The sequence below is a fragment of the Shewanella sp. FeAMO genome (assembly GCF_053653955.1).
Genome location: NZ_CM132201.1, coordinates 2,224,547 through 2,249,386, shown reverse-complemented (window position 1 = coordinate 2,249,386; position 24,840 = coordinate 2,224,547). Strand labels below are relative to the sequence as shown.

Annotated in this window: 22 protein-coding genes; 13 read left to right on the top strand and 9 right to left on the bottom strand. The window is 53.0% G+C overall.

Features of this window, described 5'->3' with window-relative positions; genetic code table 11:
- Window positions 1-36: 36 nt before the first annotated feature.
- Window positions 37-954, bottom strand: coding sequence for a bifunctional methionine sulfoxide reductase B/A protein (locus tag ACWAU4_RS10060; protein WP_123116229.1), 918 nt, complete (start codon window positions 952-954; stop codon window positions 37-39).
- 218 nt (window positions 955-1,172) lie between these two features.
- Between ACWAU4_RS10060 and ACWAU4_RS10055 the strand changes: the two genes are divergently transcribed.
- Window positions 1,173-2,012 (top strand): isopenicillin N synthase family dioxygenase, encoded by an 840-nt coding sequence (locus tag ACWAU4_RS10055; protein WP_028779323.1) that lies wholly within the window; start codon window positions 1,173-1,175, stop codon window positions 2,010-2,012.
- A 76-nt stretch (window positions 2,013-2,088) separates the two neighbouring features.
- Window positions 2,089-3,030, top strand: coding sequence for a ribosome biogenesis GTPase YlqF (gene ylqF, locus ACWAU4_RS10050; protein WP_025009538.1), 942 nt, complete (start codon window positions 2,089-2,091; stop codon window positions 3,028-3,030).
- A 130-nt stretch (window positions 3,031-3,160) separates the two neighbouring features.
- Here the strand turns inward: ylqF and ACWAU4_RS10045 are convergent, their stop codons facing one another.
- Both ACWAU4_RS10045 and ACWAU4_RS10040 read right to left on the bottom strand, forming a co-directional pair.
- On the bottom strand, window positions 3,161-3,631 hold the full coding sequence (locus ACWAU4_RS10045; RefSeq protein WP_071239062.1) for a low molecular weight protein-tyrosine-phosphatase: 471 nt from the start codon (window positions 3,629-3,631) through the stop codon (window positions 3,161-3,163).
- A gap of 55 nt (window positions 3,632-3,686) precedes the next feature.
- Complete coding sequence (locus tag ACWAU4_RS10040; RefSeq protein WP_243756850.1) at window positions 3,687-4,676, bottom strand: DNA ligase; 990 nt, start codon at window positions 4,674-4,676, stop codon at window positions 3,687-3,689.
- Window positions 4,677-5,094: 418 nt separating this feature from the next.
- On the opposite strand from ACWAU4_RS10040, the gene ACWAU4_RS10035 reads away from it, so the two are divergent.
- Window positions 5,095-5,466 carry a diacylglycerol kinase gene (locus ACWAU4_RS10035; RefSeq protein WP_025888399.1) on the top strand — a complete coding sequence of 124 codons (372 nt, stop codon included), beginning with the start codon at window positions 5,095-5,097 and terminating at the stop codon, window positions 5,464-5,466.
- Window positions 5,467-5,563: 97 nt separating this feature from the next.
- On the opposite strand, the gene hdfR is transcribed toward ACWAU4_RS10035, so the two are convergent.
- Window positions 5,564-6,409, bottom strand: coding sequence for an HTH-type transcriptional regulator HdfR (gene hdfR, locus ACWAU4_RS10030; protein WP_025009534.1), 846 nt, complete (start codon window positions 6,407-6,409; stop codon window positions 5,564-5,566).
- 110 nt (window positions 6,410-6,519) lie between these two features.
- Between hdfR and ACWAU4_RS10025 the strand changes: the two genes are divergently transcribed.
- The 4 genes from ACWAU4_RS10025 (at window position 6,520) to ACWAU4_RS10010 (ending at window position 10,225) form a co-directional block, all read left to right on the top strand.
- Window positions 6,520-6,954, top strand: a complete 435-nt coding sequence (locus ACWAU4_RS10025; RefSeq protein ID WP_025009533.1) for a MaoP family protein — start codon at window positions 6,520-6,522, stop codon at window positions 6,952-6,954.
- A 20-nt stretch (window positions 6,955-6,974) separates the two neighbouring features.
- Window positions 6,975-7,922, top strand: a complete 948-nt coding sequence (locus tag ACWAU4_RS10020) for an ATP-grasp domain-containing protein (RefSeq protein ID WP_025009532.1) — start codon at window positions 6,975-6,977, stop codon at window positions 7,920-7,922.
- Between the two features lie 286 nt (window positions 7,923-8,208).
- Entirely contained in the window at window positions 8,209-9,102 is an 894-nt protein-coding gene (locus tag ACWAU4_RS10015; protein ID WP_370628788.1) for a hypothetical protein, read from the top strand.
- Window positions 9,103-9,373: 271 nt separating this feature from the next.
- A complete protein-coding gene (locus ACWAU4_RS10010) occupies window positions 9,374-10,225 on the top strand; it encodes a class I SAM-dependent methyltransferase (protein WP_208125891.1) in 852 nt (283 codons plus the stop codon).
- Between the two features lie 88 nt (window positions 10,226-10,313).
- On the opposite strand, the gene ACWAU4_RS10005 is transcribed toward ACWAU4_RS10010, so the two are convergent.
- Window positions 10,314-11,903, bottom strand: a complete 1,590-nt coding sequence (locus ACWAU4_RS10005) for a M28 family metallopeptidase (protein WP_025888395.1) — start codon at window positions 11,901-11,903, stop codon at window positions 10,314-10,316.
- 162 nt (window positions 11,904-12,065) lie between these two features.
- Here ACWAU4_RS10005 and ACWAU4_RS10000 point away from each other — a divergent pair, with 162 nt between their 5' ends.
- On the top strand, window positions 12,066-13,091 hold the full coding sequence (locus ACWAU4_RS10000; RefSeq protein ID WP_208125890.1) for a GGDEF domain-containing protein: 1,026 nt from the start codon (window positions 12,066-12,068) through the stop codon (window positions 13,089-13,091).
- Here the strand turns inward: ACWAU4_RS10000 and ACWAU4_RS09995 are convergent.
- Genes ACWAU4_RS09995 through pdsO form a run of 3 tightly spaced genes read right to left on the bottom strand, consistent with a single transcriptional unit; the run spans window position 13,083 to window position 16,818 of the window.
- Window positions 13,083-13,691 carry a class GN sortase gene (locus tag ACWAU4_RS09995; protein WP_037436504.1) on the bottom strand — a complete coding sequence of 203 codons (609 nt, stop codon included), beginning with the start codon at window positions 13,689-13,691 and terminating at the stop codon, window positions 13,083-13,085. The two genes, ACWAU4_RS10000 and ACWAU4_RS09995, sit on opposite strands and share 9 nt — an antisense overlap.
- 32 nt (window positions 13,692-13,723) lie before the next feature.
- Window positions 13,724-16,036 carry a marine proteobacterial sortase target protein gene (locus ACWAU4_RS09990; protein ID WP_208125882.1) on the bottom strand — a complete coding sequence of 771 codons (2,313 nt, stop codon included), beginning with the start codon at window positions 16,034-16,036 and terminating at the stop codon, window positions 13,724-13,726.
- Window positions 16,037-16,050: 14 nt separating this feature from the next.
- Entirely contained in the window at window positions 16,051-16,818 is a 768-nt protein-coding gene (gene pdsO, locus ACWAU4_RS09985; RefSeq protein ID WP_096141672.1) for a sortase-associated OmpA-like protein PdsO, read from the bottom strand.
- Between the two features lie 218 nt (window positions 16,819-17,036).
- On the opposite strand from pdsO, the gene pdsR reads away from it, so the two are divergent.
- The 3 genes from pdsR (at window position 17,037) to ACWAU4_RS09970 (ending at window position 21,189) form a co-directional block, all read left to right on the top strand.
- Entirely contained in the window at window positions 17,037-17,729 is a 693-nt protein-coding gene (gene pdsR, locus ACWAU4_RS09980; RefSeq protein ID WP_025009526.1) for a proteobacterial dedicated sortase system response regulator, read from the top strand.
- Window positions 17,726-19,897 (top strand): proteobacterial dedicated sortase system histidine kinase, encoded by a 2,172-nt coding sequence (pdsS, locus tag ACWAU4_RS09975; protein ID WP_025009525.1) that lies wholly within the window; start codon window positions 17,726-17,728, stop codon window positions 19,895-19,897. The genes pdsR and pdsS overlap by 4 nt, the downstream gene beginning before the upstream one ends.
- A gap of 113 nt (window positions 19,898-20,010) precedes the next feature.
- Window positions 20,011-21,189 carry a cystathionine beta-lyase gene (locus ACWAU4_RS09970; protein ID WP_208125880.1) on the top strand — a complete coding sequence of 393 codons (1,179 nt, stop codon included), beginning with the start codon at window positions 20,011-20,013 and terminating at the stop codon, window positions 21,187-21,189.
- Between the two features lie 52 nt (window positions 21,190-21,241).
- On the opposite strand, the gene ACWAU4_RS09965 is transcribed toward ACWAU4_RS09970, so the two are convergent.
- A complete protein-coding gene (locus ACWAU4_RS09965) occupies window positions 21,242-21,439 on the bottom strand; it encodes a PA3496 family putative envelope integrity protein (protein WP_025009524.1) in 198 nt (65 codons plus the stop codon).
- A 568-nt stretch (window positions 21,440-22,007) separates the two neighbouring features.
- Here ACWAU4_RS09965 and ACWAU4_RS09960 point away from each other — a divergent pair.
- Both ACWAU4_RS09960 and ACWAU4_RS09955 read left to right on the top strand, forming a co-directional pair.
- The gene (locus ACWAU4_RS09960) at window positions 22,008-24,278 is read left to right on the top strand and encodes a TonB-dependent receptor plug domain-containing protein (protein WP_454290556.1); all 2,271 of its coding nucleotides are present in this window, start codon (window positions 22,008-22,010) and stop codon (window positions 24,276-24,278) included.
- On the top strand, window positions 24,241-24,834 hold the full coding sequence (locus ACWAU4_RS09955; protein ID WP_454290555.1) for a TonB-dependent receptor domain-containing protein: 594 nt from the start codon (window positions 24,241-24,243) through the stop codon (window positions 24,832-24,834). The genes ACWAU4_RS09960 and ACWAU4_RS09955 overlap by 38 nt, the downstream gene beginning before the upstream one ends.
- Window positions 24,835-24,840 lie beyond the last annotated feature (6 nt).

Here is a 24,840-nt window from a genome sequence, read left to right as displayed (position 1 = left end):
AAAAAACGGCAAGCTGAGGCTTGCCGTTTTTTTATTCTACTTCAGCTTGGCACTGAAACGCCGTCGCACCTTATCCAGCTTGGGTTTAATCACCAAGGCACAATAGGGCTGCTCACCATGGAGCGCAAAATAGTCGTTATGATAGTTCTCCGCCGGATAGAAACCATCAAAGGCGGTCAACTCTGTCACTATCGGCGCGCTAAAGACGCCTTCCTCATCCAGCGCCTTAATCATGGAGGACGCCGTCTCAATCTGCTTATCCGAGTGCGCGAAAATCACCGAACGATACTGAGGCCCCACATCGTTGCCTTGGCGATTCAAGGTGGTGGGATCATGACTGGCAAAGAACACTTCTAACAGCTCGGCATAGCTGATGACAGTGGGGTCAAAAACTATCTGCACCACTTCGGCATGGCCGGTTGCGCCGCTGCATACCGCCTTGTAGTTGGCATCTTTTGCCGCGCCGCCGGCATAGCCGGAAGTCACTTGCGTAACCCCGGCCAAACTTAAAAATACCGCTTCTGAGCACCAGAAACAGCCGCCGCCCAGGGTGGCCGTCTCCAAACGCTTTTCAGTTGTCGGCTGCTGAGCCTCGGCATCATCTATGGCCTCAAAGACCATGGAGACAGAATTGACGCAATGTCGCAAGTTCTTTGCCGTTAACCCCTCTCCTTCAAACACATGTCCCAGATGACCACCACATTGACTGCAAACGATTTCGGTTCTGCGACCATCGGCGTCGGGTATCCGGGTGACGGCACCAAAGATTTCATCGTCAAAGGCGGGCCAGCCACAATGGGCATTGAATTTATGCTCGGACAAATACAAGGGGGCACCGCATTTACGGCACAGATATCGCCCCTTGGCATTGTGTTGATACAGCTCTCCACTGAAAGGGCGCTCTGTGCCTTTTTCCTCTATGACATAACGCTCAAACTCGTTCAGGGGTTTCATTTAACGCTCCTCGATTGCTCTGCGTAACCCATAAGACCCGAATTGCAGCGGTTACCGTTCACTCTAGTTACACAGAGCCATAAAAGTGACTTGGATCACTTTACGTTGCCCCTATAAAGACATCAAGGTAGACTTGCGCTCGGGTCACCCGACTGCCAACAAAATGTCCATAGAGACACGAGTATCGGGTCAATAAAAAATAACCAAGAAAGATGATGATGAAACTGGAAACCATAGACTATCGCGCCGCAGATGCTGCCGAGCGCTTTGTAGAATCCCTGCGCAGCACCGGCTTTGGCGTGTTGCGCAACCACCCTATTTCACAACAGTTGGTGCAGGATATCTACCGCGACTGGCAGGACTTCTTCAACAGTGAAGAAAAGCAGGCCTTCATGTTCAAGCCGGAAACCCAGGATGGTTTCTTTCCGGCGAGCATTTCAGAAACCGCCAAAGGCCATACGGTCAAAGACATCAAAGAGTACTTTCACGTCTACCCCTGGGGCCGCATTCCTGAGCAATTGCAGGACAATATCCTCACCTACTACCAAGAAGCCAATGCGCTGGCCGCCGAGCTTCTGGACTGGGTCGAGGCGCACTCGCCTGCCGAGGTGGCAGCCAACTACCGCACTGCGCTGTCGCAAATGATAGCCAATAGCCACAAGACGCTGCTGCGGGTGCTGCATTATCCGCCAATGACAGGTGATGAGACTCCGGGTGCCATTCGCGCCGCCGCCCATGAGGATATCAACCTGCTTACCGTATTGCCCGCCGCCAACGAGCCCGGGCTGCAGGTGAAAAGCCTCGACGGGGAATGGCTGGATGTTCCCAGCGATTTTGGAAACCTTATCATTAACATAGGCGATATGCTCCAGGAGGCTTCCGCCGGTTATTTCCCATCGACCACTCATAGGGTGATCAACCCGGAAGGCGCCGATATGAGCAAGTCGCGGATCTCACTGCCGCTGTTCCTGCACCCTCGCCCCGACGTTGTGCTGTCAGAGCGCTATACCGCCGACAGCTACCTGATGGAGCGCCTGCGCGAACTTGGGGTTATCTAGCGCCTGCGGGCGCTTTTTTCAGTTCGGAATGCTACAATAGCGCTCTTTTTTCAGTTTTCAGCAGGATAAGCAATAGATGGCGATTCAATGGTATCCGGGACACATGCACAAGGCCCGCAAAGAGATAGAAGAGGTGATGCCTCAGATAGATCTGGTGATCGAAGTGCTGGACGCCCGAATACCCTACAGCAGTGAAAACCCCATGGTGGCTAAGCTGCGCCAGGACAAGCCTTGTATCAAGTTGCTGAATAAGTCTGATCTGGCCGATCCCGAGATAACCAATCGTTGGATTGAGTACCTGGAGCAGGAACAAGGAGTGCGGGCACAAGCCATCACTACCCTGCAACCTGCCATGGTCAGAAAGATCCCCGAGCTGTGCCGCAAACTGGTTCCCGTGAGCGAAGGTGCGCTCAAGGATATTCGCACCATGATCATGGGCATCCCCAATGTAGGCAAGTCCACCATCATCAACACCCTGGCCGGCCGGGTGATTGCCAAGACAGGTAATGAACCTGCGGTGACCAAGGCGCAACAAAGGATCAACCTTAAAAACGGCATAGTGCTGTCCGACACGCCGGGGATCCTTTGGCCCAAAGTGGACAATGAAGCCTCGGGTTATCGCCTGGCGGTCACAGGTGCCATCAAGGATACCGCCATGGAGTATGAGGATGTGGCCCTGTTTGCCGCAGCTTACTTCCTGCATGCCTACCCGGAGGCGATGATGGAGCGTTATAAGCTGACCTCCCTGCCCGCCACCGACATCGAACTGCTCGAAGAGATAGGCCGCAGGCGCGGCGCCCTCAGAAGCGGCGGTCATATCGATTTACACAAGGCCTCGGAACTGCTGTTACATGAGTTCCGCTCAGGGAAAATCGGCCAGCTGTCCCTGGAAACGCCGGAAATGGCCCAGGCAGAAGAGGTCGAAGTGGCCAAGCTGCTGGCGGAGAAAGAGGCCCTGAAGCAGGCAAAGAAAGAAGCCGACAGGCTGAAGCGCTCCGGCAAACGCCATCAGGGTTAAGTTTCCCTCAAGAAGCAAACTTAGCGAAAACAGGCCGCCATTGTGGTCTGTTTTTGTATGTCACTTATCCAACCAATTATCCAACTAAATTCCGCATAAGCTTTATGACTTAAGTCCTTTGCAGAACCGCTCACCGCGCCGGCGGGATACTCCTGGGCCTGGCGGCCTGGATCCGGGCAAACAGCCCGGCAATACTCAACTCCAACAGATCCAAAACCTGCTCAAATCCGCTGTCGCCACCATAGTAAGGATCCGGGACTTCCCTGATTGGGGTATCGGCAAAGTCCAGCATCAAGGCCAGCTTGTGTTTGTAAATCTGCGGACAAGCCTCATCTAGGGCCTGAAGATTATCACGATCGGCCGCCAGAATAAGATCGAAATGAGCAAAGTCCCGCGCACACACCTGCCTGGCTTTGATCCCTGAAAAGTCCAGTCCGCGCCGCTCACCGGCGGCGCGGGCGCGTCTGTCCGGCGATTCCCCTGCGTGATAACCTATGGTGCCGGCCGAATCCAACTCCAATGTCAGTCCCATGGCCTGAGCCTTGGCCCGGGCCACAGCTTCAGCACTTGGTGAGCGGCAGATATTGCCCATACAAACCATCAAGATACGGCTGATTTCGCCCTCGCTGACACTTGGCACACTTTGAAATTCCACCTTAAGGTTCCTTATTGGCTGACACGGCAGGATTGCGTTCCGCATCCGGGTCGGCGGCAGAGACTTTTGCCTCAATAGCCTCTGCCGGGAAACTGAGTCGATAGTCGGATCTTACCCTAAGGAAGCGGGCAAACCTAGGCTTGCCGCCCGAGGTCAGCCCGGAGAAAGCAAAGGTCACCCAGGTTCCGGGAAGCGGCGGTGAAGCCCTCTCGGCATCGGTGAAACCTGTTCCCAGACGAAAGCTTACCCCAGCCTCGGTTTCCACCAGCAAGGCGCCCATCATGCCTTGATACTTGCCTTTTCCCGGAAGTATCGCCAGCACTCGCGCCTCGGCATCTTCCACAGGTTTGAGTTTTAACAAGGCATCACTGCGCCCCGCCAGATACATGGCATCAATGCGGTGCGCCATCAGGCCTTCGCCCCCTTTGGCCACCACCTGTTGTAACAACAGATGTAACTCTTGCGTGCTGCTCAGACGCCGCTGCTCGATGACATAGAGATAAGGGGTCAGTTGGTGATACTGCTTGAACACCTGATAACGTTCGGCAAAAGCCATTTTCAGCCCAGGGGCATCGAACAGATAAAAACCCAGCTGGCGCCAGGAGTCTGCTTCGCCTAAACCTCTGGCCAGCAGCGATGCAGTATCAAAGCTGTGATAGCTGCCCCAAAGCTCTCCTTCGAGTGCCACGGCAGGAAAGTCCTTCACAAACCAAATTGGTGCAGGAATCACTCTGCCCGAGCGGCTCAGCAAACGCCTGCCGTCCCATCTGGCGCGGACACCATCGAGTTTTTCACTGACAAGAAAATCCTTGATATCGGCCTTTTGTTGTTGCCAACGACCGGCCAGCTCCGGGGCCGGTAATTCTCTATCACCGGCCGCCGGAAACGAGAGCATAAAAGACAAGGCCAGCAGAAAAGTTTGCAGCAGTAACAGCATGGCCGGAAAACGTTTAAGGTATGCTGTTGTCGGTAAAGATTGCGGATATTGCATAAGCCCTCCCTGGCTATCGACCAATTGCCTGCTACATCCTATAGCAGAGACCAAAACTACAAAGATCAAAACTACCAAGAGTATAGAAAGTCGTGGCGGTTATGGTGACAACTAGTGTAACGATTATCGAAACGGCCCTCCCCCTTTGCCAAACCTTCCGCCTTGGCATAATAACGGCCAAACACCCGTGGTAGGTGCAGTAACTGTTATATCAGCGGTAAGATGAGCTGCTATAATGCCGCCGCACCTTGGAAACCTCAGCGCCACTGCACTAATAGTCAAATTAGTCACTAGTGACCAACGCGAGGTCAATAAAGGAAGCGACAAGTTGCAACCCCATTAACCCAGGAACCTTTCACGGTTCAGCGGGTCTTTATACAGCAACCGGCCATAGCCACAGATCAAGAATTGAGAGAATATGAAACCCGCCAACAATCATGGACTGAAACGCATTTTCCGCGCCACCGGCTTTTCCATCAAGGGCTTATGCTCCGCCTGGAAACATGAAGCCGCCTTTCGTCAAGAAGCCGTATTGGCATTGTTAATGATCCCGCTGGCGTTATATCTGGATGTGGCCAAGACAGAAAAAATACTACTGATAGCGACGGTATTTATCGTCATTATTACCGAGCTGTTGAATTCGGCCATTGAAGCCGTGGTCGACAGAGTGGGTGATGAAATTCACCCCTTGAGTGGCCAGGCCAAAGATATTGCCTCGGCGGCGGTCTTTATCAGCCTGTGTTTATGCGGCCTGACCTGGGCCGTGGTTATCTGGCCTTTGGTGTTCTAAAGCGCTTTGGTATGTTGAATGCACGCTTTGGTATTTTGAATGCTTCAGTAGTAAGGCAACCGGGCATCAAGGCAAAACGCTCAATGCCCGGCCAAGTTTAGAACTGACTTCTGAGGTAGTTGACCGCTTGCAGTATCTGCTCCAGGCGGTCGTTGCCCGGCAAGTAGGCTACATAGACATTACGCCTGAGCGGTGTTTTATCATCAATCACAAACAGCTCTCCTTTTGCCAGATAAGGTTCAATCATGTTTTGCGGCAAAAATGCACTGCCACCATTATTGAGCAGAAAGTCCAGCGCAATACGAGCCGAGCCGGTATGCAGCACAGGAATGGGCAACTCGGCATAGTCTCTGGCATGTTGGATATTGAATGCCGTGCCCCAATCAACCTTGATGTAATGCCTGTCCGTCAGTTCATCGACGGAGGAAGCCGCCTCTGTGCTCACCAGATGCAGCGACACCTCCCCTATCTGCAACAACTCAAACTCTTCCAGCTTAGGGGGATCGAAGGCAATGGCCAGATCCAGCGTTCGGTCCATCAACTGTTTGGTCATGGCCGCCGGTGCCAGAATTTCGGTGCGCAGCGCCACTCCGGCAAGCCCCTGATGTAAACCTTGCATATATCCCTGCAGATAAGCGTCCCAGATATTGGGCGCCGCACCGATAACCAGTTGCACCGACTGGTGTTCACTCAGGGAGATATCCTGTTTGGCCCGCTCCCAGGCGGTCAGTACCGCTTCGGCATGCGCCAGCATCCGCACCCCGGCCGGGGTCGGTTGTATGTTGTTTCGCTGCCGTTCAAACAGCTCGACCCCGAGAATACTCTCCAGCTGCTTAACCCTGAAAGATACGGCACTGCGGGTCAGATAGAGGTTTTCGGCGGCCTTCCCAAAATGGCGGGTATGGGAAACTTCCAGAAATGTCTTGAGTAAATCCGTGTCCATAAAAAATTCTTTATCGTCATAGACAAATTTTTTTGATTTATAAATCAATCATACTAGCCAATACTCTGCTTGCAAATCTCCTCAAGAACCATTTTGTAAGGAATATCGCCATGTTGACCACGACTCCTTCACCATCGGCACTGCAGAGTGCATCTGTGCAACAAGCCGCCAATGAGAGTTTCGTCAGCGAACGCCGTTTCTATGACGACAAGAACTTCCCCAAAGGCTTTCGCCGCAGCGGGGATTTTACTTACAACGAAGCAGAATTACTCGAAAAACATGGCGTTGCCATGCAGGCTCTGGCGGAGGGACGCCAAGCCCCCCGGAATCCGGAGGAGAGTCATTTTGTTGAAGTTGTCCGCGGAAATTCCGCTCCCGGTAGCTTGTTGGAAAAGATCTGGGTAAAGTATGTCAAGTTGGCTTCTGGGAAGCCTTTCTACGCAGTAGTCGGCACCACTTTAGTGAAAAAGGCCGATGCTGAGTATATTGACGATATGATAGATGACGATGTTCAGGATGAGCCTGAACTTGAGGATGACCAATGAAAATTAGGGTTTGCGACTAAATGCGTGGTTGGATTTTATATAAAGAGACCGCGACTCAGCTAAAACCTGAATTGTATGAAATAAACCGATTGTTGGAGGCCGCCAAGGCCGACAATATCGAACTTGAGGTCTATGCTCCCGATGAGTTTGACCTCACAGTGACCCGAGAGGACAACAAGAGTATTTTACTGAACGGGCAACCAGTAGAGTTGCCCGATTTTATTATTCCCCGTATGGGCTCGGGTACCACCTATTTTGCCTTGGCGATTATCCGCCACCTGGAACGTCTTGGTGTTTATTGCCTCAACTCTTCCAAGGCGATAGAAACCGTTAAGGACAAGCTGTTTTCCCAGCAACTGTTGGCTGAAAAGAATCTGCCAACGCCCAAGACCATGCTGGTGAAATTCCCGGTTGATGTTGACCTGGTTGAACGTCATTTGGGTTTCCCTGTGGTGATCAAGACACTGTCCGGCTCGCAAGGCAGCGGCGTGTTTCTGTCACACAAGGCACGTGAGTTCGATGATCTGATGCAGCTTATCGAGGCCACCAACAAGAATGCCAACATCATTCTGCAGGAGTTTATCTCCAACAGCCATGGCCGGGACTTGCGAGTCTTCACCATAGGTGGCCGGGTAGCAGGTTGCTACGAGAGACGCGGCCAAGAGGACAGTTTCAAAGCCAATGTCAGCGCCGGTGGCTCAGCCAGCCCCTTTGCGGTCACACCTGAAATAGAGTGGCTGGCAACCCAGACAGCCAACATACTGGATCTGGATGTTGCCGGGATAGATCTGCTGTTTGACAACGGTCACTACAAGATTTGTGAAGCCAACTCCTCGCCGGGCTTTGAAGGACTGGAGTCCTGTCTCCACCTGGATATAGCAGCACAAATACTGCACTTTATCCGCATCCGTTTGGGCATGTTCAACAAGGATTCCAAGAAAAGCGACAGCAGCGAGTCCGAGGCCTGATCCGAACACGAGCTTTAATATCAGACTGAAGCGCTCCTTTATGGGGCGCTTTTTTGTGGTAGATCATAAAAAACCACACATTTGTAAACATTCTATTCACAAAAACCATCATTCTGGTTTAGACTCTTTGCAGTCGCGCGGATTTTCAGCATTCGAAAATACAAGAAGTGTCATCCTGCAAGCTACAGCTGGCAAGCACTCAAACCGCGCACGTGCCGATTTATCCCGGAAAAGGAATCTCTGAGAAGGCACTTGGATTATCTGAGTAACGAAAAGAGATTACCCATTGTTGACACCACACTCTATTAACAATTCAGGTTTGAGACTGTCGCTGACACTCGCCCTGCTCTGCTGCGCCACTACCCAAGCCCAAGCCGGCGAGTGGAGCTTGAATATTGGTGGTTTCTACTCTCAGTCCGACACCAATATGCAAGTTACCGATCCCTTGGTCGGCAACGATTTCGATCTGGATTTTGAGTCTGATCTGCAGTTGGCGGAAAACGAGTTTCTGCCTCTGTTTGAATTGGGATACCGTTTCAACGATAGACACCACATCTATTTTGACTGGAAACAACTACACCGCAGCGCTGAAACTCAAGCGGTCAGTCGACCATTTCAGGTCCAGATTGACGATACCGTCTATGATGTCAAGGCCGGTGGCCAGCTGGGCACCACGCTCAATATCGATATAGCCCGCATCGGCTATGGCTATGATCTGTTTCAAGGCAACGGCTATAACATAGGGGTCAGTGTAGGGCTGCATACCATGTTCATTGAAAGCAGCTTCGAAGGTTCAATCGGGGCCTGTGCCACCTCAGAGCTCAGCGGCAATATCTGCAGCGCCCAGCCCATTCCCAGACTGGTGGATGAAAGCGTTACCGCACCTTTGCCGAATATTGGCCTCTTTGGTGACTATGAGCTGGCACCCGGTTGGCAATTTAATTTGCATGCCCAATATTTTTCCGTGCGCCTTGATGATCTCAAGGGCTCACTGGTCGATATCAGAGCCGGCATGAAAACCACCCTGAGTGATCGTTGGGACATCACCTTGGCCTATAACTATTACAAAGTGGATGTGGATGTGCGTCAGAGCGCATCGGACGCCGCGGTAAAAGTGGCCGACTACAACCTCTACTATAGTTTTATCGGCCCTATGTTATCGATCAGCTACCGTTTCTGAACTTGTTCTCCGCTTGACGGTACAATCACGCTTTTTCCTGACGCTTTTTCCTGACGCTTTTTCCTGCCCCCTTTCCCTGACCATAGTCGCTTATTGGCAGCTCGAGTCAAAGCTGTCATCCACTATCTTTTGCCGACAATCACCAAGTATTCCAGTCCTCTCGCCTGCCAAGCCTCTCAAAAAGTGAGTTTGATAAAAATCCACTCTTGCTCACAGTTACCCATCTGATAATGGTTATCATTTAACAGAAAGGATGAGGGAGGAGGCAAAGATGAGTAACAAGCTGGCAGTCACAGGGCTAAATGATCCTATCGCCCAAACACTTTTTATCCCGCTCTATATGAAATCGTGCCAATCCAAACTGAAAGATGCCTTCTTCTCAGATCCTTGGGCCTGCGCGCTTATCGAACAATTTGATTATGACTTCTCAAGTTTTGACCAATCTGTATTGAGCTCAGTAGGGGTCGCCATCCGCGCGGGTTACTTTGACAGACTCACGGCGGATATTATCGCTGCGGCGCAGTCCTGTGTTGTAGTCAACCTCGGAGCCGGGCTCGATGCCCGCTTTCAGAGGGTTCAAATGCTGATGGGAAACACGATGGAAGACAAGGCCTCGTTTTACAACCTGGATCTGCCTGAAGTGATTGCCCTCAGAGAGCAGCTCCTTCCTGCGGACAGTTGTGAGACATGCATCAGTGCTTCTGTATTTGATAGCGATTGGATGGATGAACTCAATGCCCGTCATCAGGGCGCAACCTTTGTTTTTATTGCTGAAGGCCTGCTGATGTACTTCGACAATTGTCAGGTACAACAGTTGCTTCAAGAACTGGCCAGCAGCTTTCCTGGTTGCCATATTCTATTCGACGGTATCAGTCGCTGGATGAGGGACAATTCAGATAACCACGACAGCGTAAAATATGCCGGTGCCGGTTTTAAGTTGGCGCTCGACTCGCCACGGGAGATTGAGCAATGGCATGGAAAGCTAAAGGTGATTTCAGTCGCGCATTACGCCGATTTCAAAGAGTGGAAACGAGTAGGTTTCTTCAATTATCTGCTGTCCAAATACATTCCCAAATACTTCCACTCCAGTTTTCTGGTGCATGCCTGTGTCGAGCAGCCATGAAAAACAAAGGCATTCAATTAATTACGCTTTCAAGTGACAAGAAGCATGGACAGGTGTAACCCTTTTTGAGTCACACCTGCCACCAAACTCAGCGCTGATCCTGAGCCCGGCGCTTCTTGAAGTCCGAGTCTTCAAGCCATTGGGGCCAGTCATTGTTATTGGCCAACCGTGCCAGGATATCGCTTATCAAGGCCAAGTCCTGCCGAACCCCATCCAGACTCCAGCTTGGGTCATAATCATCGGCTGCCTTATGATATTTATGGGCAATATAATCCGGGTCTGTATCCCCCAAACTCATAAACAGCAAGCCGGGTACCCCTTCCTTGGCCAGAGCGAAATGGTCCGAGCGGAACATCAAGCCATTTTGCGGCCGGGGATCGGCCTTGACGTTGCGTCCCTGCCCTTTGGCAGCATCATTCAAATACTGCTCCAGCTCTGACACGCCCTCACCATAACGCAGGATGTAATCCACGCCTTTACCCATATTCATGCCGTCTATATTGAGAAATGCCACCAGCTGCTTGGTGGGAACCGGAGGATTTTCGGCAAAGTACTGGGCGCCAATGAGTCCGGTTTCCTCGGCAGTAAAAGCGCTGAACAGAATCGAGCGTTTCGGGGCATCAATGCCCTTTTGCTGTTTGAAATGCTTTGCCAGTGCCAGAACACCGGCCACACCTGAGGCGTTATCCACAGCGCCGTTGAGCACCACTTCCTTGCCATCTTCAATGGTCTTTCCCAGGTGATCCCAGTGAGCGTGCATCACCAAGTATTCATTTTTGTGCTCGGTTCCAGGCAACAAGGCCGCCACATTGTGGGATTGCGCCAGTTCTATCTTGTTGTTCAAGGTCAGATTGGCCTTGAGTTTCAACGGCACCGCCTTGAAGCCTTTATTGACCGCCTGTTGCTTCAAGGTATCAAAGTCCAGACCCGCCTGGCTGAACAGCTTCTTGGCGCTATCGTGCTGGATCCACCCCATCACGCCAACCGATGATGCGTTGTTATCTTTATCCACCAGGGTGTACTTGGTATTGGTGTTGCTGTTACGCACCACTCCCCAACCGTAAGCGGCGGGCGCAGTTTCATGCACAATAAACACGGCTTCGGCGCCCTGGCGGGCCGCTTCTTCATATTTATAGGTCCAGCGACCGTAATAGGTCATGGCATTGCCCTTGAATATCATGGGATCCTGAGTAGCAAAGCCAGGATCATTGACCAGCACAATCAGCGTCTTACCACGAACATCCAGGCCTTCAAAGTCATTCCAACCGTATTCCGGGGCATTGATACCGTAGCCGACAAATACCACCTCGCTGTCTTGCAGCTCCACCTTGGGCGTCACTCTTTGAGTGCGGGCGGTGAACTCCTCACCGTTGCTGAAACTCATTGAGCCCAGCTTAAGCTGCATATTCTGATCTGCAGTGATCCTGGCCATGGGCACGGCTTGCAGATAACTGTTGCCAAACCCGGGCTCAAGCCCCATCTCCTTGAAGGCCTCGGTAAGGTAATCCAAGGTCAGCTGTTCACCGGCCGACAGAGGCGCACGGCCTCCAAAAGCGTCGCTGGCAAGGGTTTTCACATCCTGGCGATAACTGGATTCATCCAGCTCAAAGGGGGCGGCCAACGCCAGAGCGGGCGTTAACAGTGTGGCCAATAGGCCACACACAGAGGTAAATTTCACGACTTCATTCCTTGCTATTATCTATTTTGTTCAGCCATTGTAACAGCGGGGCAGCATTCGGCAATCAGCGCAACAAGGTGACATTCTGTGAGCCTTTGGATCCACAAGCGGCTTAATTTATGTCAAGCTGAATAGGTAATTGCATTGACAATGAGTTCCCCTATGGCCATGACTCTGCTTCAACAAGCCGCCCAATACCTGAAAAAAGCCTTGCCGTTGATGTTAAAACATCAGATACCGACAACGCCGGTCAACTATGCGCTCTGGTATGCCTATGTCAGCGAGCGCAACCCGGCACTCAATGCCAGCCTGGATGAAGCCGTCAGCCAGTACAACACCTGTCCGCCCTCCACGGCGGAACTCCTCTACCGTCATCATCTGGCCCCGGAAGATGAACTGGATGTCAGAGATATGCGCCAGAGTATGGAGGCGATAGCGACCGAGCTGTCTCAGTCACTCAAGGATACCAGCTGCGATGCCGACAGTTTTCGCGCCAAAATCGAGCGTAACTTTGGCCGTATCAGCCGCTTGGATCAGGACGCCATGGATCTTGAGCAGGTAATGGGCATGGTCAGAGCCCTGGTGAAAGACTCGGATGATATTCGCAGCAGCACGGATTATTTGAGCTCGCAACTGAGCAAGGCCCAGCAGGAGATAGACAGTCTGCGGCTACAGCTGCAAAACACCGAAAAAGACATATTGTTTGATGCCCTCACCGGCTGCCTTAACCGCCGTGCCTTCGATGCCGACTTCGATAGCTTGTTGAGTCAGTCGCCGAAGGGCTGCTGCCTTATTCTGGTGGATGTGGATCACTTCAAGCGTTTCAACGATGAATATGGGCATCTTTTGGGGGACCAGGTGCTCAAGGCGGTGGCCAAGCGTCTGCAGGATAGTTGCCGTGACGGCACCAAGTTGTATCGTTTCGGTGGTGAAGAGTTCGCTATTCTGGTGCCGACCAGTCAGCTGAGAGTGGCCCGCCAACTGGCCGAAGCCATGAGACGGGCACTGGAGAAGGTTAGCGTAAGAGACAGGCGCAAGGGCCAGCTCATCAGCAATATCAGCGCCTCCTTCGGGGTTGCCGAGTGGCAGCAAATGGATACCCGCCAATCCCTTACCGAACGCGCCGACACCTTGCTCTATGACGCCAAGCGTTTGGGCCGCAATCGGGTGATGCCGATATCAGGCTGAAACCGCCAGCGTTTGCAAGGCTTCTGCCTGCACCACAAATCTAAGCTCGGCGCCGCCGCTCAGGCTGTCGAAGGGATAACAGGTGATCAGCGTCAATAGCCGCTCATCACTGCCCATCAACCAACGGGTCTCAGATTCATGCACGACTGCGGTAGCCCGTATTCGATAAAAATGGATCTGGCCATCCATGCCCTGCAAGCGGATCTCCTGCCCCACCCTAGCCCCGGCCAGAATCGCGAAATGGGTATCCCTGTGACCGGCAATCACTGTATTGCCTGTCTCTCCGGCGCCGGCTCCCGAGAGCATCTGCGCCGGTCCAAAGGCCAGATTACGGCCACTGGCCCCGGCCAGCACATAGAGTGGCTCATGCTTGCCTATCCACAATTTGGCCGTGGGGTGGGTATCGGCCCAGGACCAGGGTTTGTGTGCCTGGCCGTCAGTCAGACTCTTGGCCCAGGCCTTTTCAATCAAGAACTGGGCGAACATGGCTTTGGCTTGCATATATCCTCCTTTAAACAGCATGGCCGAACCTGCCACAACCAGAACAACTATCACTATTGAGCAGATATCGCTAAAGCGCCCCCTATTGACCGAGGGCATAGCGCCTGCTGTCAGGGCCTGCTCAGCCTGGCTCATCGCCCCGCCTCCTCACAAGCACGGCGGCCAAAGGCCCTGGGGAAAGCCGCCAGCATCAGCGCCGCCAGCAAACTTGCCAACCCCAGCAGCAACATCAGCCGGCTGTCGGTGGCGGTCTGCGGCAACTTACCCTGCCAGCCCTTGGGCGCATGACTGGCCACTTGCCCTTCCCGGGTCGCCGCGGCGTCCGGATTGACCGGGGTGACATCCACTGCCACCAGGCTGGTGTACGGACTGACCAAGTGGTACTTCAGCGACAGCGCTGTGACCTGGCGTTCAATGCGTTCACTGTTGGCAGCATCTTTGGCCAGCTCCAGCGCGGCTATCTGTTTTCTGGCCCAGATAAGATCCAGCCCTTTGGGATCAGCCTTGGCATTGAGCGCCAGCTCCTGCTGCCAGAATTGGCCATCGATAAGACCGGATACGATAACGGCCTTGTGGGCATTGCTACGCTGTTTGATGCTCACCAATACCGGCTCACCCTGATAGAGATCCGGAATTTGTGCCGGCCAGTAATCCGGCACTGTGCCGTCAGGGTAGCGCAGCGACACATCTGTGATCCTGGGAGCGGAGATTTTTTCCAGCAAGGCAACCACCTTTTGCTCCACCTCCTGCATCTTGCCAATATAGGTAAAGCTGCCACGCCCCAGCTCTGCGGCGCGCTGCATAAAGTGGGAGTTGGGGGCACTGCCTATGCCTACGGTAAACAGGCGGTTTTCGCCGAGCCTGTCTTTAATCAGTTCAAATAGCGCCTGTTCATTGCCTACGGCGCCATCCGTCATGAAAATCACTTGCCTGAGCGCCTTAATCTCACCTTGCGTGCCGACTTTATTTTGAGCGGCAAAATCATTGTTCAATGCCAACTCAAGCGCCTTGGCCATCTCGGTACCACCGTTGGCTTCCAGGGCACGAATAAACTGCTGTGCCCGACCTATATTGTGGGCCGTCGCCGGCAAAGAGTTGGCCGCCATGGTCTGCACTGCAGAATTGAATTCAACAACATTGAAACTGTCCTCCGATTTGAGACTGCTCAATGCATACAGCAATGCCTGTTTGGCCTGAACAATTGCATCTCCCCCCATGGAGCCCGAAGTATCTATCACCAGAATAAGCTCCCTGGGCAAGGGCTTGGCCACCTCTTTGCTCTGTGGAGGCATCAACATCAATAGACTGTATTCATCCCTGGCAGCTTGGCCTTCGGCCTGCGCTAAAGAAGGTGCTGGGGTATGGGTCTGGCCTTGCTGGCTGAACAGCGCCGCTGCGGGCTTGGCGCCCGGATCCGCTTGCCATTGCAACACAAAGTCGCTGTCGGCCTTGGTATTGTCTTGTTGCAGCTGCACCCGGATACGGCCATCACTCAGGGTTTGTTGGGAAATAGCATGATAAGGGGATTCCAGCGACAGCAAGGGAAAACCGGCATCCAGGATAATATCCAAACTGAGACGATTCTCCTGGCCACCGCTTTGCGCTTGGGTGCCTATAGGCTCAGAGCTCTCACTATCAGCGCCGGTGAACATCTTTTCAAGGCCCGCGGCTTCAATCACAGGGCTCAACAACCGCGCCGCCTCTTCCACGCCCTTGAAGCTTTGCAGCATGCTTTGAGGCAGATAACGGGGCGTGTGGGTCATGGGAAAGCGCAGGCTGAACTGACCATCACGGTAATCCAATGCCTGCTGGTAGCTGAAGCTGACTTTAAGGGTTTCCCCCGGGGCCAAATTAGCCACCTGAGTGGTGAACAGGTTGGGCCGCTCCTGACTCAGTAAACTGGCGCGCTTGCCCTGAGCCTTGGCCTGCTCAAAAGTGCGCTTGGCCTCTTCCTTTGGTTGAATAACCCCCTCGATGATCCGCTCACCTATTCTCAGCTGCATGCTGTCCACCGCCGCCTCATTGGGCAGCGGGAACAGGTAACGGCCGTGGATCCACTCCTGGGTATCATTGGTGAATGACTGGGTGACGCTGACTCTGTTACTCCAGCCACTGATGTTCATGCTGACTTCGGTTGCCAGTGCCGGGGCCTGGGTGTCGCCGAAGGCGAGCACCCCGGCACCTGGCCATTGCGGATTATCAATCAGTTGAAGGGTATCTTCCTGAGCCTGCGCACTTGCAGGCTCTTCGGCAAGTTGGGGGCCATTCTCGGCCCAGGCTTCAACCGAGCTCACCAGGTTGAACACCAGCAGTGCCAGCAGGGCAAAGCCTGAAAATTGCAGGGCGTTAACGGCCCTGCATAAATAAGTATCAGAATCGCTGTGACTGGCGGCGGGCATTCTCTGAAACTGCTCGTTTTCCTGCCGAGGGATATCCATATTCATTTTGCCGCTCCCTCTCAATTACCGCTTTGTTGATTGGCTGCCAGAGCAGCTCCCTGAGTCTGCAATTTCAGCGTGACCCGACGGTCAAAGAAGTCGCTCTCGCGGCTCTGTTTGGCACTGAGGGGAGAACTGGCACCAAAAGCCTGGGTTTGCAAACGCTCTTCGGCAACGCCTTGGCTAACCAAATAACTTTTCACCGCCTCAACTCGCTGCTCGGACAGCGTCTGGTTGTAATCAGAATTACCGCGGCGATCGGCGTAACCGGTCAGATCCAACATCAGCTCAGGCGACAGGCTCATGGCATAGGCCAAATCGTCCAGCTGGCGGGCAAAGTGGGGTTCGATTTCGGCGGTGCCGGTACGAAACTGCACATTCATACCCACTATCAACTCTTCGAGCTGGTCAGCTCGGTCGCGGGAAAGCGCATTGAGGCGACTCTGGGCATCGGCGTATTGCAACGATAACTCCTTCAGCGCTCGCTGCTTCTCACTGAGACTCGCCAGTTGTTCGGTTTGCTCGGCCAGCTGTTGCTGCTGACTCTTGAGCTGCTCGTCATCGCCCACAGACTTACCCACTATGCCACCGGTGAAGGCACCGATAACGGCCCCCACAGGCCCCCCAACCACGGCGCCCAGCAGTGCGCCTGTGCCAAAACCAACCAACTCTTCGTTGTGGTCTCTCTCCTGAGTCGGTAAGTTTGGCTGGCTGTCGGCGTGCGCCAGAGAAGAAGTCAGCAACAGTGATGCCATGATCAGGGAGGCTATGGGGGTCTTTTTCATCATCTCGATTCCTTTTGTCTTGTAGAGCCTGCTGCCCAGTTGGCAGCGTTCCTCGTCGTTGAGATGATTAAACCCCATTGAAATGGCAAGTCTGGGGAGCAAAAATGGCACTTTGGCTATCAATTGTGGCAACAAAATGGCAATTGGAAGCGATCGCTTTTTTCACGGCTAAAATCCTGTATAGTCACGGCTATTCACGGCTCGGCAGGAACAAGAGGCAGATGAAACGCATTGCCATAGTGGAAGATGAAGCTGCAATAAGAGAAAACTACAAAGATGTGCTGCAATCACAGGGTTACTCTGTGCAGACTTACGCCAACCGCCCCGAGGCCATGCAGGCCTTCAACACCCGCTTACCGGATCTGGCCATTATTGACATAGGTCTGGAGCATGAAATCGATGGTGGCTTTACCTTGTGCCAGTCGCTGCGGGCGATGTCGGGCACCCTGCCGATTATTTTTCTCACCGCCAGAGACAGCGACTTCGATACGGTTTGTGGCCTGCGTCTGGGTGCCGATGACTACCTGAGCAAAGATGTCAGTTTTCCCCATTTACTGGCGCGGTTGGCGGCGCTGTTTCGCCGCTGCGAACTCGCCGGCAGCAGCGCTCCGGCCGATACCCTGATGGAGCGCGGCGCCCTCACCATAGATGCCAACCGAATTCAGGTATACTGGCAACAGCAGCCGATTGAATTGACAGTGACCGAATTCTGGATGGTGTACGCCCTGGCCAAACATCCCGGCCATGTGCGCAGCCGCACCGAATTGATGCAGGAAGCCAAGATTTATGTCGATGACAGCACCATTACCTCCCATGTAAAGCGGATCAGGCGCAAGTTTATCGCCGCCGATCCGGCCTTTGACTGCATTGATACCGTCTATGGCATGGGTTATCGCTGGGATCCCGAATCTTGAAGTTTCCCTCCTATCACCCGCCAATAGGCCTCAGAACCAAGACTCTGGTACTGTCGCTGTTTTTGCTGTGCCTGCCCTGGCTTGGCTATCAGTATGTGTGGGAGATGGAGAAATATCTGCGTCACGGCCAGGAGAAAACCCTGGAAGGAACCACTCAGGCCCTGGCTACGGCGCTACATGAAAGACCCAGGCTGTTCGACAGCCAGGCCAGTTTCCTCAATCAAGTAGAAAAGGGCCGCGATCTCTACGCCTATCCGCTCAACGGCCCCATTCAGCTGGATGGCCGCCTCAATGATTGGGAGGCCTACCGCCATCGCGCCATGACCTATGGCGAAGAGCATACCCTGATGCGCTTGAGTGACAGCCAGTCAACGCTGAGCTTTACCCATATGGTAGGTAAATATGGCGGCTACCTTTACGGCTTTTTCGAGGTAACGGATCCAAAGGTGATTTACCGCGGCCGCAACAGCCTGAGTGTGGATCGCAACGACTATCTGGCTATCGCCACCCTGGCCCCGGATGGCCGTTTTCGCCGCTACACCATAGCCAACAAGCACGATGGCTGGCTCAGCGCCTTCGAGTTGCCTGAAAATCCGGCGCTCAGCGCCCCGGTGACACCAGAGGTCCGCATTCAGGGCCAGTGGTTGAAAACCGATAAGGGTTACAATATTGAACTCAGAATGCCGCTGGAGATGGTGGGCAGTAAACTCAGTTTTGCCATTCATGATGTCAACGACAAAAAGAGCCGCAGGCTGGAAGCCATAGTTGGTACCTCGGCCACTGACCGCGCCGACAAGCTGGGGACGGTTCTGGTACCATCACCGGAAATTGAAAGTATTATCAAAGGTATGGGGCATAACAGCTCGCGGATATGGGTGGTGGATGTCCATGGCCGGGTGCTGGCCAAGTCGGGCGATATTCGCGCCGATTCCAGTGTCTGGACCCGCTCGGTCGAGGAGGAGCGGCAACCGGAAAGCTTCTTTGGCAAACTGGAACACGACTATCTACACCCCATCTACTACACAGTGCTGACCAAGCCGCCTATGGATTTTATCGACTCACTGCAGGACTCGACCGAACTCGGCGGTAGCCATATTCGCCGGGCGCTGAATGGCCAGATGGCCTCCACCTGGCGCCTGACACCGGATAACAAGGCGGTGGTGTTGGCGGCGGCCAGCCCCATCTGGATTGACGATAAGGTGATGGGCGCCGTGGTTGCCGAGGAAACCACCCATGGTATCCGTACCCTGCGTAACCGGGCACTGGAGAAGCTGTTCAATGTGATCCTGACCGTGATGGCCATGGGAACCCTGGCACTGTTTGTGTTTGCCTCCGGGATCTCCAGCCGCATTCGCAAACTCAGGGATCAGGCCGAGCGCGCCATCGACAGCCAGGGGCGGGTTCGCGACACCATTCCACCTTCAAAAGTGCGCGATGAAATTGGCGATCTGTCGCGCAGTTTTGCCAATATCGTCAACCGATTGGGGCAATATACCCACTATCTGGAAAACATGTCCTCGCGGCTATCCCACGAATTGAGAACCCCGGTGGCCGTGGTACGCAGCTCATTGGAGCACTTGAGTCTGCAGCAACTGGACAAGGACACGGCCAAGTACGTCGACCGCGCCCAGGAAGGGGTCAATCGCTTGTGGCTGATCCTCGCCAACATGAGCGAAGCCACCCGGCTCGAGGAGTCCCTGTCCCAGGCCGAGATAGATGAATTCCCACTGACCAAGGTTGTGGCAGGCTGCGTCGCCGGGTATCAGATGACTTACAAGGAACAAGGTTTCGTGCTGGTGTTGCCGGATGAACCTTTGACCATGCGTGGCGTGCCTGAATATGTCGCCCAGCTGATGGATAAGCTGGTCACCAACGCCATTGAGTTCAGCAAAGCCGATACCGATATCCGCATCAGCCTCAAGGTGCAGGGCAAACAGGCTCTGCTCAGGGTGGAAAACCAAGGGCCACTGTTGCCGGAAAACATGACCGAGCAGATCTTCGAGTCCATGGTCTCAGTGCGGCCACAAACGATGCAGTCCAAACCTCATCTGGGACTGGGACTTTATATCGCCAGGCTTATCACCGCCTTCCATGGCGGCCATATCAGTGCCAGCAACCTGAGCGACGGCTCAGGTGTCGAAATTCGGGTCAGCCTGCCGCTGCTTTAAGCCGCGGACAACTTGAACAAGTCTCAAGCCCGCCGCACTGGCAATGACAAGATTCAATGTTAATATGCCTCAAAGGGGCGCTCGCCCCGCAATCACAGACAAGAGTTGCATCCATGAAGAAAGCCACCAAGCTGGTCTCGCTCGGCCGGGACAAAAAGTGGAGCAAGGGAGTGATCAATCCTCCCGTGTTTCGAGCATCAACCGTCGTATTTGACAGCATGGAACAGATGCGCCACGCCACGGCCAATCGCGCCAAAGGGGAGATGTTCTATGGCCGCCGCGGCACCCCGACTCACTTTGCCTTTCAGGCGGCCATTGCCGAACTCGAAGGTGGTGTTGGCACTGCGCTCTACCCTTCAGGCTCTGCGGCCATCAGTGGCGCCCTGCTGTCTTTTCTGAAGGCCGGTGATCACTTGCTGATGGTAGACAGTGTCTACGAGCCCACCCGGGATCTGTGCGACAAGCTGCTCCAGGGGCTGGGGATTGAAACCAGTTACTATGACCCCTTGATTGGCACCGGTATCCGCGAGCTTATCCGCCCCAATACCAAAGTGCTGTTTCTGGAATCTCCCGGCTCCATCACCATGGAAGTCCAGGATGTACCGACCCTGTGCCGCATCGCGCATGAGCATCAATTGGTCACCATGCTGGACAACACCTGGGCCTCCCCCATCAATTGTCGCCCGTTTGAGATGGGCGTCGATATCTCGATTCAGGCCGCTACCAAGTACATAGTGGGTCACTCGGATGTGATGCTGGGTACGGCGACCGCCAATGAAGCACACTGGGATACCCTGAGAGAGAACAGCTATCTCATGGGCCAATGCACCTCTGCAGACGATATCTTTCTGGCGGCCAGGGGCCTGAGAACCCTGGGGGTGAGAATGGCGCAACATGAAAAAAATGCCCTCAAAGTGGCCAATTTCCTGGCGCAGTGCCCGGAAGTGGATCACCTGCGCCACCCGGCGTTTGCCAGTTGCCCGGGGCACGAGTTTTTCCTGCGTGACTTCAGCGCCGCCAACGGCTTATTTTCCTTTGTGCTCAAAGAGGGTAACCGCCAGGCGATGACCGCCTTCGTCGAAGGGATGGAGCACTTCAAGATGGGATTTTCATGGGGTGGCTTCGAGAGCCTTATTCTGGCGATATCCGGTATAGAGAAATTGCGCACGGCAACCCAGTGGGAAAGCAGCAAGCCCCTGGTGAGACTGCATATAGGTTTGGAAGATCCGGACGATTTGATTGCCGACCTCGAGCGAGCCTTCGAGCGTTATCACACCGCAATGCAGGCTTAATCAGCAAAAAGCCCGCTTGAATGCGGGCTTTTTAAGCTTATCGCTGTTAGCGTCAGTCAAAGTCCAGCTCATCTGCCGACACTCCTACGCCCAATTCACGGGATAAGGCCATCTGCTCACGAATATCCTCTATTCGCCTGCGTGCAGCGCTTATCCGTATGTCTTTTTTACTGACCCGGTTATTGGATGTCAGTGTTCCCTCTTGGGCCGCTTCGCTCTTGCCTCTACTCACAGATTGATTAAATGACATGTTCTTCCCTTAACTTCACGCCGGTTCTCTCCAGCTGTCTCAAGAGCGCTTCCTGCTCACTTGGGGCAAAGCCGGTAACCCGGAGTTAAAAACGACACATCCGGTATTAAACACACCGGCAACCCTCACATCATGCCTTATTAAAGAGCCCGTTCCTATCGGAAAGTTCCCTTATTTTAATTCCGTTCAGCAAAAACTCAGGCGTATAAAAAACAAACAAGTGCAAACGCTCAATTAATTAACGCACGACACACCTTATAAATGCATAGAAACATTTGCTTACTATTATCGGTGATGCAAATTTGTTTAAATAAAAACATATATTTAACAATGTGTTTTAAAGAGCAATAAGAGCAAAAATAACATATTGATTTTAAATAGATTAACTCTTCATCCTTAGTTGTTTTATAAATGTTAATTTTAAATTAATTTTAAATTAATAAATATAGACAAGTGTTGCCAAATCTAGGTTTAAATTGAATCATATCTTTGTCATTGAAACATTTGACAAACAAAATAAAAACATTGCCACGCAAGGCAATTTACAATAATAATCAAGGAGAGAGATATGACATCCATATCTACAACAGCCAAGGCCGTTCGCTTCGGTCTTCTGGCTGCTGCAACCAGTATTGCTTGTACAGGTTTCAGTTATGCTGAAGATAAGCCTGAAACATTTGAACGTATTGAAGTCACAGGTTCAAAAATCAAGCGTATAGGGGAGATAGCACCAACACCCGTCACAGTGATCACAGGCGATGGCCTTATCGAAGCAGGTGTTACCAACGTAGCAGATCTGCTGCATAAGATGCCTAACACTCTGGTTGGTCTGTCACCGGAAACCACCAACAACACTGTTTTTGCCAGTGGTCTAAATAACACTGACCTGAGAGGACTGGGCTCCGACCGTACTCTGGTGCTGGTTAACGGCCGGCGCTTTGTAGCCGGCTCGCCAAGCTCAGGCGCCGTGGATTTAAACAACATCCCAACCGCCATGGTTGAGCGTATTGAAATCACTACAGGTGGCGCTTCTGCAGTTTATGGCTCTGATGCCATTGCCGGGGTGGTCAACATAGTGACCAAAACCAGTTTTGATGGCTTGGCTATCGATGCTTCTACCACCCGTCCTACTGAAGATGGTGGTGAAGAGGAATACGCCTCGCTGACTTTCGGCTCTGACTTGGGTAAAGCCAACTTTGTGACCAACATCAGTTGGTCACGTCAGGGGCAGATTTCATACATGGACAGAGAGTTCCTGCGTGAAGCGCCGATTGTGGTTCGCAATCAGAATGCCAATGGCCCGAATGATCCGCAGGCAGTAATGTGGGGCTATGGTCAACAGGTACTGGCTTCATACAGCAAGACAGGAACTTTTGTCTCCAACGGCACCCGTTATACCTTCAGCGATGACGGTCAAATTCGGCCAATGGATCTGGGTCAACCACTGCCGCCGCTGACCAGCGGCCGGGTGGACTATCTCGGTGGTGAAGGCTACAACTTTGCCGAGAACTCTTTCATCAAGACACCACTGGACAGGATCAATTTCTTTACTGTGATGAACTATGACATCAATGATGATCATAAATTTACCATGGAGGCCAACTACACCAAGTCTGAAGCCTATGGTGAAAGTTCACCTGCATTCCTCAACTTCCGTCTGTACGATGACAATGCCCTGCTCTCACCCGAAGCGGCGGCTTTGGTGACGGCCGGCGAATCCACTGCTGGCGCCGGGGTAAACGTAGGCTATCTGGCATCTGATTTCGGCAACCGTAAATACAGTCAGGACAGAACCACAGCGCGTTTGGCACTGGGTGTTGAAGGTGCGCTGTCCGATACCTGGTCCTATGACGTTTACGCCACTGTTGGCCATGTTCAAGCCGACACCGAATGGTATGGCGAAATGTTCGAGCAGCGCTTCTATGACGCTGTCGATGTGATTAAAGATACCGACGGTAATCTGGTATGTCGTGACGAATACGCCCGAGCCAATGGCTGTAAGCCTCTGAACGTATTCGGCCGCGGCCAATATGATGAAGCCGCCTACAACTGGGTCAGCACAGATGCCATTCGCCGCTCATCGATAGATCAATACGTCGCCGGTGCCTCTGTCAGCGGCGATCTGTTTGAACTGCCAGCCGGCTTTATCGCAGCGGCATTCAGCGTTGAATACCGTAAGGAAACGGCTGAAACCCTACCGGATCCGGCAATGCGTGAAGGTTTGCTGTTCAACAACCAGTCTCAACCACTTTATGGTGAGTTTGATGTGACCGAGGCATCAGCCGAATTGTCCATCCCGCTGCTGCAGGATGTGATGTTGGTGCAGGATCTGACACTGGAAACCGCGTTCCGTTATATGGACTACTCCTCCTCCGGCTCTGATACTGCCTGGAAAGTGGGTATCAACTGGGCGCTGAATGATGATCTGCGCATCCGTGCCAACCGTTCCAAGTCTGTACGGGCACCTAACATTGCCGAACTGTACACCCCATCCAGCCAAACCTTCCGCACGATCAACGATTATTGTGCTGCCAGCTTCAGGAACAGGATCAACCCTGATTACCTGGACAATGTGTTGGCCAACTGTGCGGCTCAAGGGATCCCGACCGACTTTGAACCATCCCAGGACTGGTACGGTTCAACTCGTCCAGGCTTTATTGTGGGTAACCAGGACCTGAAAAACGAAGTTGCAGACGACATCACTCTGGGCTTTGTGTACACCCCGTCTTACCTGGAAAACTTCAGCCTGACGGTGGATTACTGGAAGTTTGACATGGAGAATGTGATCAACAGCTTCAGCGGTGCTGAAGTGGTCAAGTCAGTCCAGTACCATAGATAATGACTTCTGTCCTTTGCTGGAACGTGATCCCGATACCCATGAGATAGTGAACTACTATGAGAAGCCGGTTAACTCGGCATCCAGTATCACTTCAGGTTTCGATATTGAAGCCAACTATCGCCTTGAAACCAGCTTCGGTGACTGGGGCTTCCGCCTGTTCAGTACCTATCTGGAAGAGCGTTCATTCAACTCTACCGGATTCGCCGATGATGAAGTCAAGGAAGTGGGTGAGCAGGAGCGTCCGCGCTGGCGTCACCGCTTCACCACAGACTACACCTACAATGACTTCTCTGCCGTGCTGACAGCCAACTATCGCAGCGGAACCGTGCTGGACAACGAATGGTCACCCAATCAAAACAACTATAACGACATCCCGTCTTATACCACTTTTGATTTGACCAGCCGTTACAACATCACTGATGCATTGCAGGTTCGCGCCGGCATACTCAACATGTTTGACCGCACCCCACCTCGCCAGCCAGGCGTATATAACCAAGGTGCTTACTACGACATGCTGGGTCAGCGCATCACCCTGGGTGTAAATTACAAGTTCTAATCCAGT